Genomic DNA, 17,950 nt, shown 5'->3' with positions numbered 1-17,950 from the left:
ATAAACAAATTACTGATCTGTCTCTTCTTTATTTTGATCATTCTGAGGCGTAGGGTCAGCTGGACCACTTGAATAGATAATTGTCACTGTGGATCCCTTCTTGATGCTTGAACCAGCAGCCGGGTCTGTTCGTATCACCGTATCCTTGGTCTGTGTTGAATTTTCCACTTGCTCAACGACCACAAAACCTTCTTTTTCCAACTCAGATTTTGCAGCCTGTCTAGTCATTGTTCCTACATTAGGAACCTTAACTAATTCTGCGCCCTTACTTACAATCAGCTTGATACGACCGGTCTTAGGGTCGAACGTAGAGCCAGCAGCAGGTTCTTGGGAAATAACAGAACCGCTCTCTACAGAATCACTGGCTTGTTCTTCCTTAGTAATCCGGTCGGCACTAATTCCCTCTGCTGCCAAAGCATTTACTGCATTATCATAGCTGTAGCCAGCATAATTGCCCAGGGTAATCTTATCTGAGCCAGTACTAACAGTCAGGGTAATCTTATCATTTGATGGATCAAACGATGTTCCTGCTCCTGGATTTTGAGAAATAACCAGCCCTGGACCTACTGTGTCACTGGCTTCTTCGGCATAATTGATATTACCTTCCTTGATACCTAAAGTCAGCAAAGCTGCTACCGCATTATCATAGCTATAGCCCACATAGTTATCCAACGTAACATTTTCAGGTCCCATGCTGACCACTAGTGTCGCCTGATCGGTCTTTGGATCGACCTCTGTATTCGCTTCAGGTGTTTGACGGATGATCTTATCCGCACTAACTTCAGAGCTGTTTTCCTTTTCAATCTTGATATTGCTTTCAGGGAAGCCTAATTTCTTCATTGCTTCAATGGCATCCTTATAGTTATCGCCCGTATAGTCTGCCATATTGATTTTCTTATTTCCAGTGCTGATGTACAGCGTCACTTCCCGGCCTTTTTTAACCGATGATTTTGCTTCAGGGTCTGTTTTAACAACGTTTCCCTCGGCGATTGTATCATCAGGCAGTTGCTTCACATCGTCAACTACAGTCAACTCAGCATCTTCCAACAATTTGCGGGCCTCCGCTTCTGTTTTGTCCCGAACATCAGGAACCTTCACTTCGCCTTTACTGCTGCCTGCATAAAATAAGCCTACCCCTATCGCTACAAGTGCCAGCAGCAGGAGACCAACGATTATGATAATCTGTTTTTTCTTCTTTTTTGGTTTCCCAACAGTTACTTCTTCTGGTGTTTCTGCTTCTATAGCGGCTTCTTTAGGTTCTTCCATCGCTGCGAAGGCCTCTGGCATCTCCTCTGGCAACGGCGTCAGTACCTTGGTCTCTCCCATAAGTGCTGTTGGCTCCCACCTTGGTTCATTTAGACGATTAGCGGCTAATACCGTATATAAATCTTCAGACATTTCCTCCGCTGTCTTATACCGGTCAGCAGGATCTTTAGCTGTCGCATGTAAAACAACGTTTTCCAGTGATTGGGGAACATTTGCATCAAATGCCCGAACAGAAGGGATTTCCTCTTGAAAATGCTTCAATGCAATCGTCACCGCAGACTCTCCATCAAACGGAACGTTTCCTGTCAGCATCTCATAAAGTATTACACCCACGGCATAAATATCTGACTGATTGGTTGCCATGCTTCCTCTAGCCTGCTCTGGAGACAGATAGTGTACAGACCCCAGCATTGTATTAGTCTGAGTAATCGATGTTTCAGAAAGAGCAATTGCAATCCCGAAATCCGTAATCTTTACTACGCCATCTTCGTCTATCAGAATATTTTGAGGCTTTAAGTCACGGTGAATAATCCGATGTTCATGAGCCAGTGCAACTGCAGATAAAATCTGCTCCATAATATCTACAACTGTACCATACATCATTGGGTAACGGGTTTGAATATAACGCTTCAAATCCATGCCTTTAACGTACTCCATTACCAGATATTGTAAGCCGTCTTCCTCACCCACATCATAGACACTAACGATATTCGGATGGACCAACTCAGTAGCGGCAAGAGCTTCACGCTGGAAGCGCCGAATAGCTGCCTGATCGTTTTGGAAGTCAAAACGCAGTACCTTTACTGCTACATCCCGATCGAGAATCAAATCATGAGCTAAGAATACATTGGCCATACCGCCGCTGCCAATATTTCCAATAATCTGATAACGGCCATTTAGTTTTCTGCCGATTTCTATCATTGGTTCCCCTCCTTATCCTTATCAAAGTGTATGACTAATACCGTAATATTATCCATACCTCCAGCCTCATTAGCTAGAGAAATCAGCAAGTTCACTTTTTCCTCTAAAGAGTGTTCGGAAAGCAGTGTTTCCAAAATCAGCGCTTCAGGAACCATGTTGGTTAATCCATCAGAACACAACAATATATAATCATCATCTACTCTTAAATGACTAGCTACATCAACTTCTACAGTATTCGGCATACCCAGCGAACGGGTCAAAACGTTTTTTCGAGGGTGATTTGCTGCCATCTCCTCTGTAATTTCACCGGATTTCACCAGTGCGTTGACGAGCGAATGGTCTTCTGTCAGCTGGACCAGTTGTCCGTTGCGGACTAAATAAGCTCGGCTATCGCCAATATTTGCCAGCACAAAGGACTGCTCCAGTAAAACTGCACCAACGATGGTTGTTCCCATCCCGGCATACTCTGGTACGGATTGTCCTTTTTCATAAATCGCTTCGTTTTCTTCCTGAATCAGCTGAATCAGCCACTGTGCTGCTTTATCGGCACTGCTGATATCAGCTGCTGTCCAGCGCTCGCCAAGATGATTGACAGCCATTTCACTTGCCACATCTCCGGCAAGATGGCCGCCCATCCCATCAGCTAAGATAGCCAGCGGGATACCCGCCTGATTCTCGAATACGCCAGCGTAATCCTGGTTGGTATTACGTTTACGCCCAACATCTGTTTGAAAATTGATTTCCACTTGTTTCACCTCATTTAAGAAACTTTCTGCATACAGCAAATAAAGAATCCATCTGTTAAAAACTGATGGGGATAAATCGTCAGCATTTGATCTGTGACTGCCTGTTGAATCAGCTCATTACCTGCTATATCGATTTTTTTAAATTCAGGATGTTTTGCTAGAAATGCTGCAACGACCTCCTGATTTTCTTCTTTCGCAATCGTGCATGTGCTATAGACCATTATACCCCATTGCTTTAATGTATGTGCAGTACTTTCAAGAATTTCTAACTGAATCTTAGGCAATTGCTCAAAGTCCTGCTCTGTTTTATGGTATTTGATATCCGGCTTTCTTCTCATCAAACCTAAACCTGAACAAGGTGCATCTACTAGAATGCGGTCGAAGGTTTCCGCCGGAAAATTATCTTTCACTGAACGTGCGTCCATCTTTTCTGGAATGACCACGTCTTCAACACGCAGCCGAACTGCATTTTCCTCTATCAGCTTCACCTTATGCTGGTGAATGTCTAATGCTGTAACCCGGCCTCCTGCTGAAGCTTCTAAAAACGCAGCTATATGGGTTGTTTTTCCACCTGGTGCTGCACAAGCATCTAGAACCTGGTGATTTTTTTCTATCTGCAGAGCTGGAGCAACCAGCATAGAGCTTTCATCCTGAACAGTAATTTGTCCTTCTTTAAACAATGTACTTCCAGCTAGAAAGCCTTTTTCAGCGATAATTCCATACGGGGAAACCACACTTGGGACTGCTTGAATTTCTTCTTGTTCAAGATGCTCAATGGCCTCTGCACAAGTTAGATGACGTACATCTACCCGTGCACTGGCATGGCTGCGTTCAAAAAGGGACAGCCCTAATTTTCGAGTCTCCTCCAAGCCAATCTGATTAACAAGTTTTTGGGTCAGCCAAAGAGGCATACTGATTTCTACAGACAGACGCTCTAATGGATCAGCAATTTTTTCTATTGAAGGAACTCCTTGTCGCTGAATACTTCTCAATACACCATTAACAAACTTGCCCGCCCCTACATTTCCTCTTTGTTTAGCAATTTCTACTGCTTCATTGATAATAGCGTGATCTGGAATTTTATCCAGATACTGTGACTGATACAAGGATAAAATCAGCAGATTCTTCACCCAGCTGTCCACTTTCTGTGGCTTCTTGATAAAAGGCGTCAGAAAGTATTCCAACAGCAGCTTGCGGCTGACTGTTCCATAAACAAGCTCTGTAAAAAGCCGAATATCATTTTCCTGTAAATTGGATTTTTCAATCATTTCACTCAAAAGCAGATTTGAATACGCTCCGCCCTTATCAATTCGTTCAATAGTCTGCAGTGCAGCGAACCGTACAGACTTTTTGACCTTTGCCGACATTCGTTTTCCCATACTAGTCCACCTTTTCTGATTCCTTAACCCCTTGGCCGGAACCGTTCAAAAACTCCTGAATAGATAATTTTCCTTTACCTGAAGGCTGCAAACGATTCACTGAAAGAACGGTTCCAGCTCCACAGGCGATCCATAATTCTTTTTTGCTTCGTTTAATAATTGTGCCGGGTTCAGCGGTGGTTGTTTCCAGCAACGGCGTTGTTTCCCAGATTTTCCAATTCGTTCCCTGATAAACAGCAAAGGCTGTCGGCCAAGGACGCAGCCCGCGAACCTGACAATCAATCTCAGCGGCGGTTTTCTGCCAGTCAATCCGTTCCTGTTCCCGCGTGATATTCGGCGAGAAGGTCACCTGTGATTCATCCTGAGGAACTGGCTTGGTTTCCCCAGACAGAATCCCCGGCAGAGTTACCAGCAACAGCTCTTTTCCAACTAAGCTGAGTTTATCAAACATCGTTCCCACATCATCTAGTTGTGAAATCGGTATGCTCTTTTGCGCATAGATGCCGCCTGCATCCATTTTTTTAATCATTTCCATAATGGTTACGCCTGTTTCCTTTTCTCCATTCATAATGGAATAATGAACAGGTGCTCCGCCACGGTATTTCGGCAGTAAAGAAGCGTGAACATTCACTGCACCAAACGCTGGAACCTGCAGCAGACGTTCCGGTAAAAACTGGCCAAAGGCTGCTGTAACAATTACATCTGGAGCCAATGCGATGATTGTTTCCATTTCCTCTGATCCGGAGATTTTCTCCGGCTGCAGAACCTGCAGACCATGCTTCACCGCTGCCTCCTTAACAGGAGGAGGCGTCATGATGCGTTTTCTCCCAACTGGTCGATCCGGCTGTGTAACCACAGCCTGTATATCATACCCCGCTTCAATCAGTCCTTCTAATATTGGAACTGAAAAAGCCGGTGTTCCCATAAAAATAATTTTAGTCATCTAACTGTTCCTCCATATAAGCTTCTAAATCTTCCGGAGCAATCTCTTCGATAATTTTATCAATGAACAGTTCTCCGTTCAAATGATCGATTTCATGCTGAAACGCCCGTGCTAAATAGCCATAGGCAGTTACCTCTATTTCTTCCCCTTCCCGGTCAAAATAGCGGACAGTTATTTCCTCAGCACGCTGTACTGTCCCATACCGGTTGGGTACACTAAGACAGCCTTCCACGTCAACATCCTTACCGACACGCTCAATAATTTCCGGATTGATTAGTTCAAACAAACCGCTTTCTTCATCAATTTCAACTACCGCCAGCTGTAAATTTTTACCAATCTGGGGCGCAGCAATTCCGATTCCGTCATGAGCAGTCATTGTTTCATACATATCGTCCAGTAATTGAACGATTTCATCCGTAATTAGCGTTACTGGCTTCGTTTTTTTCGTCAGCTTAGCATCCGGATAGATTACTATTGGATAGCGCATGCGTACCTCCTTTTGTTTATTAACTACTGTTCACCATTCTGAGTACTGAACAGCATAATCGTTCCATCAACAGTCATTTTAAATTGGTTTATTTTTGAAAATGGCAAACATTCTTTTTGAAACTTTCTATAGTATCGCTTTCAATAATTTTGCAGCATTTCGGTTAAATAAAGTTCATCGGCTCTGCATCAATTGATAGTTTCATCCCTTTTGCGGTTGCCGCCTGCGTGTCTGATAGAATTTTTTTCAGAATCCCGTGCAGCTGCTCTTCTTTTTTATACTTAATAATCATTTGGTAGTAATACCGGTTGTTCACCCGCATAATTGCATTAGGTGTTGGACCCAGCAGTATACTCTGATCTGACAAACCCTGCTGCAGCTCTTTCATAATAGAAAACATCTGCTTAGCAGCATAGCTTTCTTCCGGATGACTGGCTGTAATTTGTACAGTGAAGTAAAACGGCGGATAATCTCCTCTATGGCGAATCTGCATCTCCTGCTGATAAAAGGCTTCGTATCCCTGCTCCTTCGCCAGCTGAATAGCATAGTGCTCTGGATTAAAGGACTGAATTACCACTTCACCCGGTTTTTCAGCCCGGCCAGCCCGGCCGCTTACCTGCGTCAGCAGCTGGAAGGTGCGCTCACTAGAACGAAAATCCGGCAGATTCAACGCTGTATCAGCATTCAACACCCCAACTAATGTAACATTAGGGAAATCCAAGCCTTTAGCAATCATCTGAGTACCTAGAAGAATGTCTGCTTCCTGACGTTCGAACGCTGAAAGGATTTTTTCATGGGACCCTTTGCGTCTAGTGGTATCCACATCCATCCGTAAAACCCGGCTATCAGGAAAAAGCGCCTTTAATTCTTCCTCTACTTTTTGCGTTCCTGTTCCATAGTAACGAATTTTATCGCTTGCACAATTAGGACATTTGTAAGGAATCCCTTCTTCATGACCACAGTAATGACATTTCATCGTTTTACTATCCATATGCAGCGTTAATGAGATATCACAGTTCGGACAAGGCAATACATAACCGCAATCCCGACACATGACAAACGAAGAGTAGCCGCGCCGGTTCAGCATCAGTACACTTTGTTCTTTCCGCTCCAGACGTTCCCTGATTTTCTCCTGCAGCAGCCGTGAAAATGAAGAAACATTTTTCTGTTGAACTTCCGCACGCATATCAACCACATCGATGGCAGGTAAGCTTGCTGAAGTATTCGCCCGCTGAGTCAAAAGCAGATGCTTGTAGACCTTCTTTTGCGCCCGTGCTCTGGATTCCAATGATGGTGTAGCACTTCCCAGTACAATGGGACATCCATGAAACGCTCCCCGCCAGATAGCAAGGTCTCTGGCATGATAACGCGGTGTTTCCTCCTGTTTATAGCTTGCTTCATGCTCCTCATCAATAATAATTACACCTAGACGAGACAGCGGAGCAAAAATAGCAGAACGGGCACCAACCACAACTTGTGCTTCTCCACGTTCGATTTTACGCCATTCATCATATTTTTCTCCTTGGGACAAACCACTATGGAGAACCGCAACTTGTTCGCCAAAACGGCTTTTGAAACGCTGAACCATCTGTGGTGTTAATGAAATTTCTGGTACTAGCATGATTGCTGTTTTCTCTTGAGCCATTACTTCTGCGATAACTTGGAGATAGACCTCTGTCTTACCACTGCCGGTTATCCCTTCCAGCAAATAAGTGTCTGGCTGTTCTGTTTCCATCGAGTGGAGAATATCCTCAACAGCTATCTGTTGCTCTGCATTCAACTGCAGTGCTTCCGTCTTCGCAAACTCCTGGTCTGCAAAAGGATCTCGATAGGTTTCTTTTTCGATAAAACGAAGCCAGCCTTTTGCTGTGCCATCATTCAAAACAGCTGTGCTAAAGCCTTTCTCCTTCATGTCTTTAACAGCAATCAGCTGCTCTTCATTTAATTTTTGGAGAAACTGCAGCAGCTGTTCCTTTTTTCTTGACCCTTTTCGCAATGACTCTTTTTCTTCTTCCAGTCGTTCAAAGGACATTGCTGTCTGCACATAACGGGTCATTTTAACTCTATTTTTCGTCTGAACCTCATAACGAATATCGACCTTCTGCTGTGTACGGAGCTTCATCAACTGAGGCAGAATATTTCTGGCTTCCGCCTCCTCCCAGGATATCTCCTCCAGTCCGTAAAACAACTCATCTTGAAGGGCTTCATCAATTTCATCCGTTAAATAAATATATTTATGATAGGCAGAACGCATTACACTGGGAAGCATCGTTTGAAGACAGGTGATTTTAAAGGCAAAGACCTTTTCTTTCATATAATCAGCCAATGCCAGCATTTCCTGATTCAACACAGGCTTCAAATCTAAAACTGACGTAATCTCCTTTAGTTCATAGGCAGAATCCTCTGCTGCTTCTCGATCATCAAGAGCAACGATAAAGCCCTGAACGTGTCTATTGCCCATCCCAAAAGGGACTTCTACCCGCATACCTACTCTAATCTGTTCTCTCAGCTTTGAAGGAACCAGATAGGTAAACGGCTGATCTGTCTGCATGGTTGGTACATCAACAATGACTTGTGCAACTTTTTCCATATCGATCCTTCCTTTCTATGTACTGAAAATCTCTTTGCCTATTGTACTAAAGAATCGGCTGTTTGTCTTGTACCTCTGTCGGACAATATTAGACGAAAAAAAGCCGGGACGCAGATTCGTTATCTTTGCCCCCGCTTCTAACTATCAATAATCATTGAACAAGCTGAGGCTATTCTCCTTAAGCTCATGAATTAATGAGAAGGACTGCCGCCCTCTATGCCTGATTTCACCTTGTTCATTTCTATAAATTGCTTTCTTCCCGAATACGTTCTTCCAGTTCCTTTTGTTCCTGTTCTTTAAGCATTTTCTGCTCTTCCTTAGCCATCCGCAGACGTTCACGCTTATCTTCTGGATTCGGATCATTGATAACCATTGCAGCATCAATTTCTTCCAGTGCTTGTCCAACACTTTTAACAGACTCAAAGCTTTCGATTGTCGGCTGTGCGCCAGCTTCTAATTCATGGGCACGTTTACTTGCCAGAATAACTAGTGAATACTTTGAAGGAACTTCTTTTAATAATGAGTCAATAGACGGTTTCAACATCATTTGGCTACATCTCCTTTAACATTTTAATATATTTTCCAATCACTCGATCAACACGGAAATGTTCGCTTGCTATAATCCGCTTGATTCGTTCTACTGCTAATGATACTTTATCATTCACCACAGCGTAATCGTATAGTGCCATCATTTCAATCTCTTCTTTTGCGACCTGCATCCGCTGCTCAATCACAGCCATATCATCTGTTCCCCGATTGACTATCCGGGATTTCAGCTCAGCCAAATCCGGCGGTGTCAGAAAGATGAAGACGCCGTCAGGAACTTTTTCTTTAACCTGCTGCGCTCCCTGCACCTCAATTTCCAGAAAAACATCTTTTCCTTCATCCAGTGTCTGGTTTACATAAGAAAGAGGGGTCCCATAGTAATTGCCTACGTATTCTGCATACTCCAACATTTCCCCTGCTTCAATCATTGCTTCGAATTCTTCCCTGCTGCGGAAGTAATAATCGACGCCCTCTACTTCGCCCTCGCGCTTTTTACGAGTCGTCATAGAAACAGAATATTGAAATTCATGTTCTTCGCTTTCAAAGATTGCTTTGCGAACTGTACCTTTGCCAACGCCAGAAGGACCTGACAATACTATTAGTAAACCGCGATCTGCCATGATGACTTCCTTTCAATTATATGTCTTTGTCATTATTTCTATAATGCACTTTTTTTCAGCAATTTTCAAGACTTTATCATTAAGGTTTTCTAAGAAAATCACTTCTTACACACAAAATAGATAGCTGCGCTTGATTTCCACTATTTTTCAATGAAAAAAGCCTCCACCTAAGTTGCTCTTTCTCTCTTAAACAATACTCTTACTGTTTGCAGAGCTGTCAAAAGCGTTAAAGAAGACCTGCACTATTTTGTTTCCTGCTGTTTTTTTCTACTAAGCTTGTCCATAAACGTTGCCAATACCGGTTCAAATTTTGTTGGAAGCAGATAATTGACAAGAATCGCCACACCCAACCCAATAAAGCTGTCTACTACTCTATTAAGCGCATAAACATAAGAAGAATGGGCAGGAATCATAAATACAATGGTCAATAATGTGGCAGTTGCACCGACTACGCCCTCTTGAAATTGAAACCTTACCAGAATCGTAATCATCGCTACAATTGTCAGCGGAACAGCAATCAGCTGGACGAGTTCTGAATCCCCAAACAGATTAAAGATGAAAATCACAAAAACTGACGTAAGCGCACCGATTGTATTGCCTGCTACTCGATGCTTGCCAAAAGAAAGGGTGTTGCTCATATCCTCTCTAAGGGTAAATACCGCGGTAATAGCCGATACCACATACGTTTCTCTACGAAGCAATATACTTAATAAAATACAGATAAACACACTAACTCCAGTTTTTATGGTCCGCAGACCAATCTTAAACCCAAACATACATACTTCTCCTAATCAATACCATTGCTTTCCATTCTAGCATAAAAACCTATTGAAAACCGCTGATTTTACGACAATGAACCAGGAAATGAAGTGAATCTCTTTTTTTATTAATAAAAAGCATAGAAACAAGAAAGCTGTCCAGATACAGGACGAATAAACATCCCTTCTCTAAACAGCTGATTATTTGTTCGATTTTCTCCTTAGTACAAATATCTCTTACTCATCCGCTGCTTTTTGCCTGCAGACAGCATTGAAATGCATTTAGCCTTCTAGCGAGCTCTTACTGCGGATAATCTGTGCATGGTTGTACTTCTTGATCAGAAATTGCTTATGAGGAGGAAATGCGGTTAAGTTGTAATATCTTTCATAATACTTCACAGTTGGGGAATCAAACTCCTCGTGCCATGGTTTAATGTGTCCTGAATAATGGATAATTTTAGGCTGCTTTCTGGTTTCTCTATATTCCTGTTCACCTTGGGCAGTTGGATGCTGTTTGCTCCTTTCCATTATATAGCTTTGTGCATTCCAGCTGGGATGCAGCCGCAGCCAACGATCATGCAAAACAGCATTCAATGCGTCCTGGTCATGAAAACGCAGTTTTTCTGGGTATTTGTCGATAAAGTTCAGGACTTTTTGGGAAATATCATTTTTCAGCCATGCATCAACATTAATCAGCATCAAGCCTGAATTGAAGTAGCAGGTGGATACAACGGGAAGCTCCATTTTTTCTAAACGATGATGGAAGCCTGCATCCTCTACCGCAGCCAATAAATAGTCGGATAGGTCAACGGACCAGAGATTGGTAATGTCTGCTGCAGCAACCATATCGCAATCCAAATAAAGCAGTCTCTCTACCCCTTTGTCTCGAAATAGTTCAGGAATAACAATCCGGAAATAAGCGGTTTTCGGTATTCGGTCACTTTCCACCGCATTTGAAAAGTACTCCTCGTTTACGTTTAAAAAAATAGCCTGCACATGGTAGGGCGCTAGACTTTGCTGAAGGAGTTCCTTATTCTTATAGCTAATATTGTCTTCAACAACATAGAATGCAAAATTAGAAAATGGTTCACAGGTATTTTCCAAAATCGATATAAACAAAGTGGTTAGATGAGGGACAAAAGCATCGTTACAGCAGGAGACAATAGTGATTTTTTCTTTATTCATTAGAAACCACTTCCTTTTTAGTATTTTTAAAAATGCTTGCTCCCAGTTTCTCCATGTACAGCTGCTGATATGGATGATCCACCAGGGTATTCCACGGCTTGTCATGGCCAGTAAAATGAATGATTGCAGGATCATCATTGCCTTCTTTATACAACATCTGATAATGCTCATTTGGCGCCGGATGTCTTTCAAAAACCAACGAAGTCTGCATATTCCAGCGGGGATGCAGCGGCGCCCATTGCTCATAAAGAACAGCATTCAAGGCATCCTGATCATGATAAATGATTTTATCTCCATGTTCAGTCAAAAATGCCAGAGTCTTTTCTGTAATCCTTTTTTCATTCCATTTTTTTAGGTCTACCAGTAAGACACCTGAATTAAAATAGTAATCCTGCGATTCAATCCCTAGACGCGCCAGCGCTTTTGTTTGTCCTGGATCAATCACTGCACCAATCACTTTATCCTGCAGCGGGCAATCGTACAATTTTCTGACATCATCCAATATTAACGTATCAGCATCAATGTAGAGAACCTTAGTATACTCATAATCCTTTAGGAGTTTAGGTAGAGAAATTCTAAAGTAAGCTGTTGTTGTAATGTGGTCGCTGACTAGGAAATCGGCATACAGGCTGTTATCAACTGGTAAGAAGCTGATTGAGGCTTGATTAGAATGGATTTTGACAGTTTGCTTCAAATAATTTTTACTTGTCCTGGATATTTTATCATCCAGTATATAAAAATCGATGGCTTCATTCGGAGAAGTGTTTTCCAATAAAGAAGTGATCATTACACACAAGAATGGTGCATAATGTTCATCGGAAGCACTCACAACAGGTATTTTTTCAAATTGCATATAAGATCTCCCCTTTCTTAAAAATAAGATTAAAACTAAATGATATTTTTTTCAAAAAAAACGACTTAAAACCAAAAATACAGGAACAAAAAGCGAGAAATAAGGGAAATTTATTGTTTTCCTATGCATATTTTTGAGTATAAATTAAAACGAGGAATTATTTCAAGGTCCTATAGCTTATCTCCCATCTCACAAATTGAAATGAAAAAATCACTAAATTTCTAACAGCTTAACTGCTAAAAAAAACGAATAAAGATTGAACAAGAAAACTTACACCTGTTATGATAGTTTTAGGAATCAACCAAAAGTAATGACTATCTCTCTTGTAAAATAGAACCTGGAAGCATTTAAAAAGTCGAGCTGATAGTCTAGCTTTCGGCATACCATTAGCCAAAAAAATACGCGAGGTGAAAATCATGGATACAGCCTTAACATTACGGCTGGCTTGTGAAAAAAATCAGCCAGTTGATGACAAAACAGCGTTGCAGCTCTTAGAGACATCTTCTTTGGTCAGCAAATTGACTGAACAGCCAACCTCTGAAAATAATTTGTCTAACCTGTTCAACTTGGTAGCCTTAGCAGAAATTCCCTTTGCCGGTCATTTAGAACATACGAAAGAACTACTGAATAAAATAGAACAGACCTTGGCTACACCTGAGGGGTTTTCCTATACAGGTGCTGGAAATGATATTGTTCCATGCTATAATGCTATGCTGCTGGAGGCTTATACCCGTTTAGGTCTGAGTCAATCCGCTTCCGCACAGAATGCGTTAAACTGGATTAAGAAGTATCAGCTATTTGAACGGGAACAACAAAGTACTTGGAATGGAACAGGTATTTTTAAACACGGCGGTTGTCTAAATACTGTACCCTGTTATATTGGTATTGGAAAAACCATGCGGGCGCTGCTGACCTATCGGGAATACCAACAGGAACCTGATTTAGAAGTAGCTGAGCTTATCAAACAAGGCTTAGCTTATATGCTGAAGCATCGTTTTTTCCTACGTTTGTCAGAAGAACGACCAATAAGCAAACATATCACTGCTTCAGCTTTTCCCCAAAGCTATTTTTTAAGCCTGACTGATTTAGTCTATATCATGGGAAAAGGCAGTGTAACGAATGACTCTCACGCACAACCCTTGCTTGAACTGCTTCAAAAAAAGCAGATTGGCAATAATCAATGGAAGCTTGAATATATATATTCCTATAAAGGCTATGTTAGCTTCGAGAGCCGCAGAAAGCCTTCTGAATGGCTTTCCCAACTTTACCCTCTCTGGCTGCTGAATGGCTGAAAAAAGAAAACCGTTGAGGCTGCAGCATTCCCTGCAATAGCCTCAACGGTTTTTTTAATATTTTCCAAGCTTCTCTAAAAGCCCATGTTTGACAATGTATTAACAACACCCATAAGCTCATCATGACGACGAATCTGCTTTTCCGCTGGTCCATCGACTTCTTCGGTATCAATCCGAACGACAAAGCGGCGGTTCAACGTTACAAAAGTGTCTTCGTTAATTCGCAGGTTAAACGCCTCTTCTGTGTATGAATCACAGGCATCCTGCCAGACGTCAAAGACCTCTTTCTCGGAAGAAATCTCTCTTTTCACAACTGACTTTCCGCTTAATTCATGAAATGTTACATCGTAGTATTTTATCATTACTGCCACCTCAGTTCAGTTTTTCTATCTCTATTATTATAGCTTGAAAAGGCAGAATCATAAACGAATAACCCTTATTCTACGTTCTGGATTTGTTCACGGATTTTTTCCAATATGGTCTTGAGCTGAACAACAAAATTCTTAATTTCAATCGGGCTTGACTTAGATCCGATTGTATTGACTTCACGATTCATTTCCTGAATCATGAAATCCAGCTCCCGACCAACAGGCGCAGTTTGCAGCAGCAGCTCTTCCAGTTTTTCAATATGAATAACCAGCCGATCCAGCTCCTCATGAATATCGCCTTTTTCTAAAAGCAGTGCCATCTCCGTCAACAGACGACTTTCATCCACATGAGCACCCAACCATTCCTTGAGCTTCGTTTCAAAACGCTCTCTATAATCTGTTTCATAAGCAGCAGTGAACGTCGTTAGCTCTGTCACTAGTCCGGAAAAATCATTCGTATATTCCTGCAGAACCTGTTGGATTTTCTCGCCTTCCCGGCAACGGCTCTGATCCGCTTTTTGAACGCCAGCCTCAACAGCTGCCAGGAAAAGCTGTGCAAAGTGTTCATCCGTTTCCTTACTCTCTATAATTTCCACATATTCCGAGTTGTTCAACAATTGATTAACACTAGCAGCTGGATTAAATTCTCCAATAGAATAGCAGTTCTGAAGCTCTGTCTGAATGTCTTCCAGCAGCTGATGAATCAAGTGCCAGTGAACCTGAACCTCTTTGCTGCTGTCGCTGTTTTTTTGAATATTTACATAGACCTCTACACGGCCCCGCTGAAGCTTTTCTTTAATCAGCTGACGGACATCCAGCTCATAAGCATTTGTTTCTTTAGGCATTCTTAGCTGTATGTCCAGAAACCGATGATTGACTGTTTTTATTTCTACATCAATCTGATACTGCTCGTTTTGTAGTGTTTCTTTTCCAAAGCCGGTCATACTTTTCATTGACAGGGTGTCCTTTCTACATGGATTTTAGTGTTTCACGCAATGTCTCAAATTCTTCATTGGTTAAGGTAATCCCTTTTCCCATTTTTTCATGATCAGGTGCCCAGTCTCTTAAATCAAATTTTGGCGGACGGTCGTTCCAGCTGACTAGATTCAATTCCTTACGCCAGCCTTTTGCATTTTCTGAAAGTACAGCTATTTCTTCTACAATTTCGTATGAAAATTCTTGAGCCACTAGTTATCTTCTCCTTCTTCTCGTATAAATTCTTTAAGTAATACCAGTAAAACCATTACTGGAAAACGGTCAAACAATAATTTTAATCGTTGGTTTTTTTCTACTTTTTCCACGCTAAGGAAATCAGTCAGCAGCTGCAGCTGTCTTCGCTCAGACAATAAGAAAAACTCCTCGTAATATCTTCCCATCCATTCCTGTACAGAAACCATTCCCAGAAAATCATTTTCAGCGGTTTTTTCGGTCTGGTTCTTAATCGACTGGATAAACTCAGCGAATGTATATAACCGGTTAGGCAGTAAATCAGCTGATTTACCCAACAGCTCCAGCAATGCCATACTGATGTTTTCTTCGTACACCCTGTCTTTATAATATTTACGCAGTTTTTGGTAGAACTTTTTTCGCTGCTCTCTGTTTTTCCATAACGACAGCTGATAATTTTTTCGGAGATACTTGAAAAATTTTTCTTGCAGCTGTTCAGACACCTCCACCGAGTCACTAAACGTGTACCAGTATCCGCTGTATTTTTCTAAGGCTTTCATCATTTCAAAATACCCAAGCTGAATGTTGACAGCAGAGCGTGCACCATCAAAAAGTAATACAGTGCCTAAAGACCAAGGTGTTTTTAAATAGAGTACCGGATGGGCATCAGGGAAACTAATCCGTTTAGTATAGCCAGGACCCTTAACATCAACAATTATCGATTCTGTCCCGCCATTTGCCAGGGCCACATCTGCTGGTATATTATTTTTATAGCCTCCGTCAACATAGTATTTTCCATCAATGTTAGCAGCTGCCATTGCCGGAAAAAAGGAAGATGAGGCTAACAGCCATTGCTGCCACTGCTGATCTTTACAGGTATTGAAATGAATGACTTTCTCCGTTACTCCCGGAAGCTCGGTCGTCACAAGATAGAAATCCTGTACAGCATTATTTAGTTTTTCTTGTGAAAAGGTATCTTTCAACAGCTGCTGCAGAGGCTGTGTAGAAACACCTCTAGTCTGAATAGCTGCTATAGTAAATGAAGCAATTTGGCTAAGCATATCGGAAAATGTATTACTTGAACGCTCTTTCATCGGAAATGAGAGAATTTGATTGGTTTCAATTCTTTCCCACATCGTTCTAGCTTCTTCCAAATCATCTTGAATAATCAACGCGCCATTGAGCGCGCCAACAGAAGTTCCTGTAATCAAACGAATGGAAATCTCCTGTTCCTTTAGCGCCTGCCAGACACCAATCTGATAAGCGCCCCGTGCACCTCCTCCGCCTAAAACTAATGCGGTATGATAAGTTAGTTCTTTACTTGCGACACGGTTTCCTTGAATCTGATACCCTTGTTTAAACAATCTATATGTTTCCGGTTCTGTCAGTAAGCGATAGAATTTTATTATGATTATCCGCTCAAAACTGCGCTTGCTTATATTCTCGATGCAGTCAAAAACAAACTGCCAGCCGATCGTTAATAGACGGGGCGTCAAAAGATTCAGCAGCTGCCCATCTTTAATACTGAGAAACACTGTCGGGGTATTATCTTTAAAAATAACATAGGTCTTCGTTTTATAATCAAGCAGCTGTTCAAAGAAATCCTGCTGTGCTTCAGAATGAGTGCCGTATAAAGGCAAAACACTCAGTGACTGACTGATGTCTAGTGAGAAATCGTAGCTATCCGAGGGAAATAATCTTAGCACCTTCATTGAGTCCGCTCCAATCTGAGAAGTTTTCTATAACTCTTACACATAATTATAACAAAAATTACAGGTTTCCCGCTGATTTTACTGTTTGTGTCAGCAAAAAGGGCGAGGGAAGCACCCTAAATCTTTTATATGAAATAAGCAGAGCAATCAACGATACTACAACCAATAGCCGAACCACACCTAAAAATCCGCTTCTTGATTGAGCCTTATTCTGTACCCTTTTGTTGTTCTTCACGCCATTCTGTATATGCATCATTCAATTGCTGAATATAAAAAGGAATCCGTTCAGGAGTATTTTTTAACAAACCTAACGCTCGTTTTTCTGCCTCCAGCATTTTTTGATCCACAATGTGCATGAGTTTCTGCATCTCGACTTCAATTTTGTGAAGCTCATCTGCAACGTGAAGCTCATCCGCTACTCTTTCAGGATTATCCGGATAATGATTTTCCAGCTCCTTTTTCAGCTGTTCACGTACAAAGGGATAGTGCTTCACATGGTCAATCTCCACGTTTATTTGCGGTCGTTTATCGTCCATACAATTCCTTCTTTCCTGTTTCAATAATTACAATTCAATAAAATATTAGCAGCTTGATAATTCAATAGTAGACACTCATGTTTTCACTTTTTCTTTCAGTTCCCTTACAGTGTATATACCGATAGTTTTTTTGCAAGCAACGGAAAAACCAACCAAATAAATCAGTAATAAACTCGATTATCTATGCTAAAAGCAGCATTTATATCTCCCACTAATTAAAACTATTCTAACATATATAATTCTATTAAATAAACGAATGAAAAATAGGCAAAAAAGTGAGTGGGAGTGGGACATAATCCACTCTCAAAAAGAAAATAAGCTCGATTTTGATGATGAATGTCAAAATCGGGCTTGTTTTTTTTCTTCCCTTCTCTTTCTCTCCATATATTTTCCTAATTTTCTTAGATTTAGTGCCATGAGAGCCAAACCAACATCAATCTTCGCTCCTTGTTTTCCACGTAAATGGAAACGATGGAACGCCAAATGAGCCTTTAGATGCCCAAACACTGGTTCTACATCGATTTTCCGTTGTCGATAAATCGAACCTGTTTTTTCATCTGAAAGCTTCTTCTTGCATTCTG

Annotated in this window: 17 protein-coding genes and 1 pseudogene; 1 reads left to right on the top strand and 17 read right to left on the bottom strand. The window is 41.5% G+C overall.

The genetic code is table 11. The features are described from left to right. Positions 1–9: 9 nt before the first annotated feature. The 11 genes from pknB to ACYSNQ_RS11620 form a co-directional block, all read right to left on the bottom strand. Entirely contained in the window at positions 10–2,187 is a 2,178-nt protein-coding gene (gene pknB, locus ACYSNQ_RS11670; RefSeq protein ID WP_426083526.1) for a Stk1 family PASTA domain-containing Ser/Thr kinase, read from the bottom strand. Continuing rightward, on the bottom strand, positions 2,184–2,933 hold the full coding sequence (locus ACYSNQ_RS11665; protein ID WP_426083524.1) for a Stp1/IreP family PP2C-type Ser/Thr phosphatase: 750 nt from the start codon (positions 2,931–2,933) through the stop codon (positions 2,184–2,186). The genes pknB and ACYSNQ_RS11665 overlap by 4 nt, the downstream gene beginning before the upstream one ends. Positions 2,934–2,947: 14 nt before the next feature. Next, a complete protein-coding gene (gene rsmB / locus ACYSNQ_RS11660) occupies positions 2,948–4,312 on the bottom strand; it encodes a 16S rRNA (cytosine(967)-C(5))-methyltransferase RsmB (RefSeq protein ID WP_426083522.1) in 1,365 nt (454 codons plus the stop codon). 1 nt (position 4,313) lies between these two features. Continuing rightward, the gene (gene fmt / locus ACYSNQ_RS11655) at positions 4,314–5,255 is read right to left on the bottom strand and encodes a methionyl-tRNA formyltransferase (protein WP_426083521.1); all 942 of its coding nucleotides are present in this window, start codon (positions 5,253–5,255) and stop codon (positions 4,314–4,316) included. Beyond that, positions 5,248–5,742, bottom strand: coding sequence for a peptide deformylase (gene def, locus ACYSNQ_RS11650; protein ID WP_426083519.1), 495 nt, complete (start codon positions 5,740–5,742; stop codon positions 5,248–5,250). The genes fmt and def overlap by 8 nt, the downstream gene beginning before the upstream one ends. 163 nt (positions 5,743–5,905) lie before the next feature. Beyond that, positions 5,906–8,332 (bottom strand): primosomal protein N', encoded by a 2,427-nt coding sequence (gene priA / locus ACYSNQ_RS11645; protein WP_426083517.1) that lies wholly within the window; start codon positions 8,330–8,332, stop codon positions 5,906–5,908. Positions 8,333–8,573: 241 nt separating this feature from the next. Beyond that, complete coding sequence (gene rpoZ / locus ACYSNQ_RS11640) at positions 8,574–8,879, bottom strand: DNA-directed RNA polymerase subunit omega (protein WP_426083515.1); 306 nt, start codon at positions 8,877–8,879, stop codon at positions 8,574–8,576. 4 nt (positions 8,880–8,883) lie between these two features. Further along, the gene (gmk, locus tag ACYSNQ_RS11635) at positions 8,884–9,498 is read right to left on the bottom strand and encodes a guanylate kinase (RefSeq protein WP_426083513.1); all 615 of its coding nucleotides are present in this window, start codon (positions 9,496–9,498) and stop codon (positions 8,884–8,886) included. 242 nt (positions 9,499–9,740) lie between these two features. Beyond that, positions 9,741–10,274, bottom strand: a complete 534-nt coding sequence (locus ACYSNQ_RS11630; RefSeq protein WP_426083511.1) for an FUSC family protein — start codon at positions 10,272–10,274, stop codon at positions 9,741–9,743. Between the two features lie 264 nt (positions 10,275–10,538). After that, the gene (locus ACYSNQ_RS11625; protein WP_426083509.1) at positions 10,539–11,441 is read right to left on the bottom strand and encodes a glycosyltransferase family 8 protein; all 903 of its coding nucleotides are present in this window, start codon (positions 11,439–11,441) and stop codon (positions 10,539–10,541) included. Further along, a complete protein-coding gene (locus ACYSNQ_RS11620) occupies positions 11,434–12,294 on the bottom strand; it encodes a glycosyltransferase family 8 protein (RefSeq protein WP_426083507.1) in 861 nt (286 codons plus the stop codon). The genes ACYSNQ_RS11625 and ACYSNQ_RS11620 overlap by 8 nt, the downstream gene beginning before the upstream one ends. A 416-nt stretch (positions 12,295–12,710) precedes the next feature. On the opposite strand from ACYSNQ_RS11620, the gene ACYSNQ_RS11615 reads away from it, so the two are divergent. Beyond that, positions 12,711–13,586, top strand: a complete 876-nt coding sequence (locus ACYSNQ_RS11615) for a hypothetical protein (RefSeq protein WP_426083506.1) — start codon at positions 12,711–12,713, stop codon at positions 13,584–13,586. A gap of 74 nt (positions 13,587–13,660) precedes the next feature. Here ACYSNQ_RS11615 and ACYSNQ_RS11610 read toward each other — a convergent pair whose 3' ends face one another. From ACYSNQ_RS11610 to ACYSNQ_RS11585, 6 genes and pseudogenes are all read right to left on the bottom strand, one after another. Further along, complete coding sequence (locus tag ACYSNQ_RS11610) at positions 13,661–13,948, bottom strand: hypothetical protein (protein WP_426083504.1); 288 nt, start codon at positions 13,946–13,948, stop codon at positions 13,661–13,663. Positions 13,949–14,022: 74 nt separating this feature from the next. After that, positions 14,023–14,907: a YicC/YloC family endoribonuclease gene (locus ACYSNQ_RS11605; RefSeq protein WP_426083502.1), complete on the bottom strand. Its 885-nt coding sequence runs from the start codon at positions 14,905–14,907 to the stop codon at positions 14,023–14,025. A 16-nt stretch (positions 14,908–14,923) separates the two neighbouring features. Then, complete coding sequence (locus ACYSNQ_RS11600; protein WP_426083500.1) at positions 14,924–15,142, bottom strand: YdbC family protein; 219 nt, start codon at positions 15,140–15,142, stop codon at positions 14,924–14,926. Then, positions 15,142–16,833, bottom strand: a complete 1,692-nt coding sequence (locus tag ACYSNQ_RS11595) for a patatin-like phospholipase family protein (RefSeq protein WP_426083498.1) — start codon at positions 16,831–16,833, stop codon at positions 15,142–15,144. The genes ACYSNQ_RS11600 and ACYSNQ_RS11595 overlap by 1 nt, the downstream gene beginning before the upstream one ends. A 206-nt stretch (positions 16,834–17,039) precedes the next feature. After that, positions 17,040–17,369 (bottom strand): hypothetical protein, encoded by a 330-nt coding sequence (locus ACYSNQ_RS11590; protein WP_426083496.1) that lies wholly within the window; start codon positions 17,367–17,369, stop codon positions 17,040–17,042. A gap of 244 nt (positions 17,370–17,613) precedes the next feature. Further along, positions 17,614–17,950 (bottom strand): annotated as a pseudogene (locus ACYSNQ_RS11585) (transposase); the annotation flags it as partial.

This window comes from Enterococcus sp. LJL51 (assembly GCF_054871795.1).
Note: the sequence above shows the minus strand (reverse complement) of the source record. Positions and strands in the feature narration are given on the sequence as shown.

Coding starts and splice junctions, on each gene's coding strand:
- gmk (WP_426083513.1), bottom strand. CDS start 9,498: ATGGCAGATCGCGGTTTACTAATAGTATTGTCAGGTCCTTCTGGCGTT.
- ACYSNQ_RS11630 (WP_426083511.1), bottom strand. CDS start 10,274: ATGTTTGGGTTTAAGATTGGTCTGCGGACCATAAAAACTGGAGTTAGT.
- ACYSNQ_RS11615 (WP_426083506.1), top strand. CDS start 12,711: ATGGATACAGCCTTAACATTACGGCTGGCTTGTGAAAAAAATCAGCCA.
- ACYSNQ_RS11595 (WP_426083498.1), bottom strand. CDS start 16,833: ATGAAGGTGCTAAGATTATTTCCCTCGGATAGCTACGATTTCTCACTA.
- ACYSNQ_RS11590 (WP_426083496.1), bottom strand. CDS start 17,369: ATGGACGATAAACGACCGCAAATAAACGTGGAGATTGACCATGTGAAG.
- ACYSNQ_RS11625 (WP_426083509.1), bottom strand. CDS start 11,441: ATGAATAAAGAAAAAATCACTATTGTCTCCTGCTGTAACGATGCTTTT.
- def (WP_426083519.1), bottom strand. CDS start 5,742: ATGCGCTATCCAATAGTAATCTATCCGGATGCTAAGCTGACGAAAAAA.
- fmt (WP_426083521.1), bottom strand. CDS start 5,255: ATGACTAAAATTATTTTTATGGGAACACCGGCTTTTTCAGTTCCAATA.
- ACYSNQ_RS11610 (WP_426083504.1), bottom strand. CDS start 13,948: ATGATAAAATACTACGATGTAACATTTCATGAATTAAGCGGAAAGTCA.
- ACYSNQ_RS11620 (WP_426083507.1), bottom strand. CDS start 12,294: ATGCAATTTGAAAAAATACCTGTTGTGAGTGCTTCCGATGAACATTAT.
- rpoZ (WP_426083515.1), bottom strand. CDS start 8,879: ATGATGTTGAAACCGTCTATTGACTCATTATTAAAAGAAGTTCCTTCA.
- rsmB (WP_426083522.1), bottom strand. CDS start 4,312: ATGGGAAAACGAATGTCGGCAAAGGTCAAAAAGTCTGTACGGTTCGCT.
- priA (WP_426083517.1), bottom strand. CDS start 8,332: ATGGAAAAAGTTGCACAAGTCATTGTTGATGTACCAACCATGCAGACA.
- pknB (WP_426083526.1), bottom strand. CDS start 2,187: ATGATAGAAATCGGCAGAAAACTAAATGGCCGTTATCAGATTATTGGA.
- ACYSNQ_RS11605 (WP_426083502.1), bottom strand. CDS start 14,907: ATGAAAAGTATGACCGGCTTTGGAAAAGAAACACTACAAAACGAGCAG.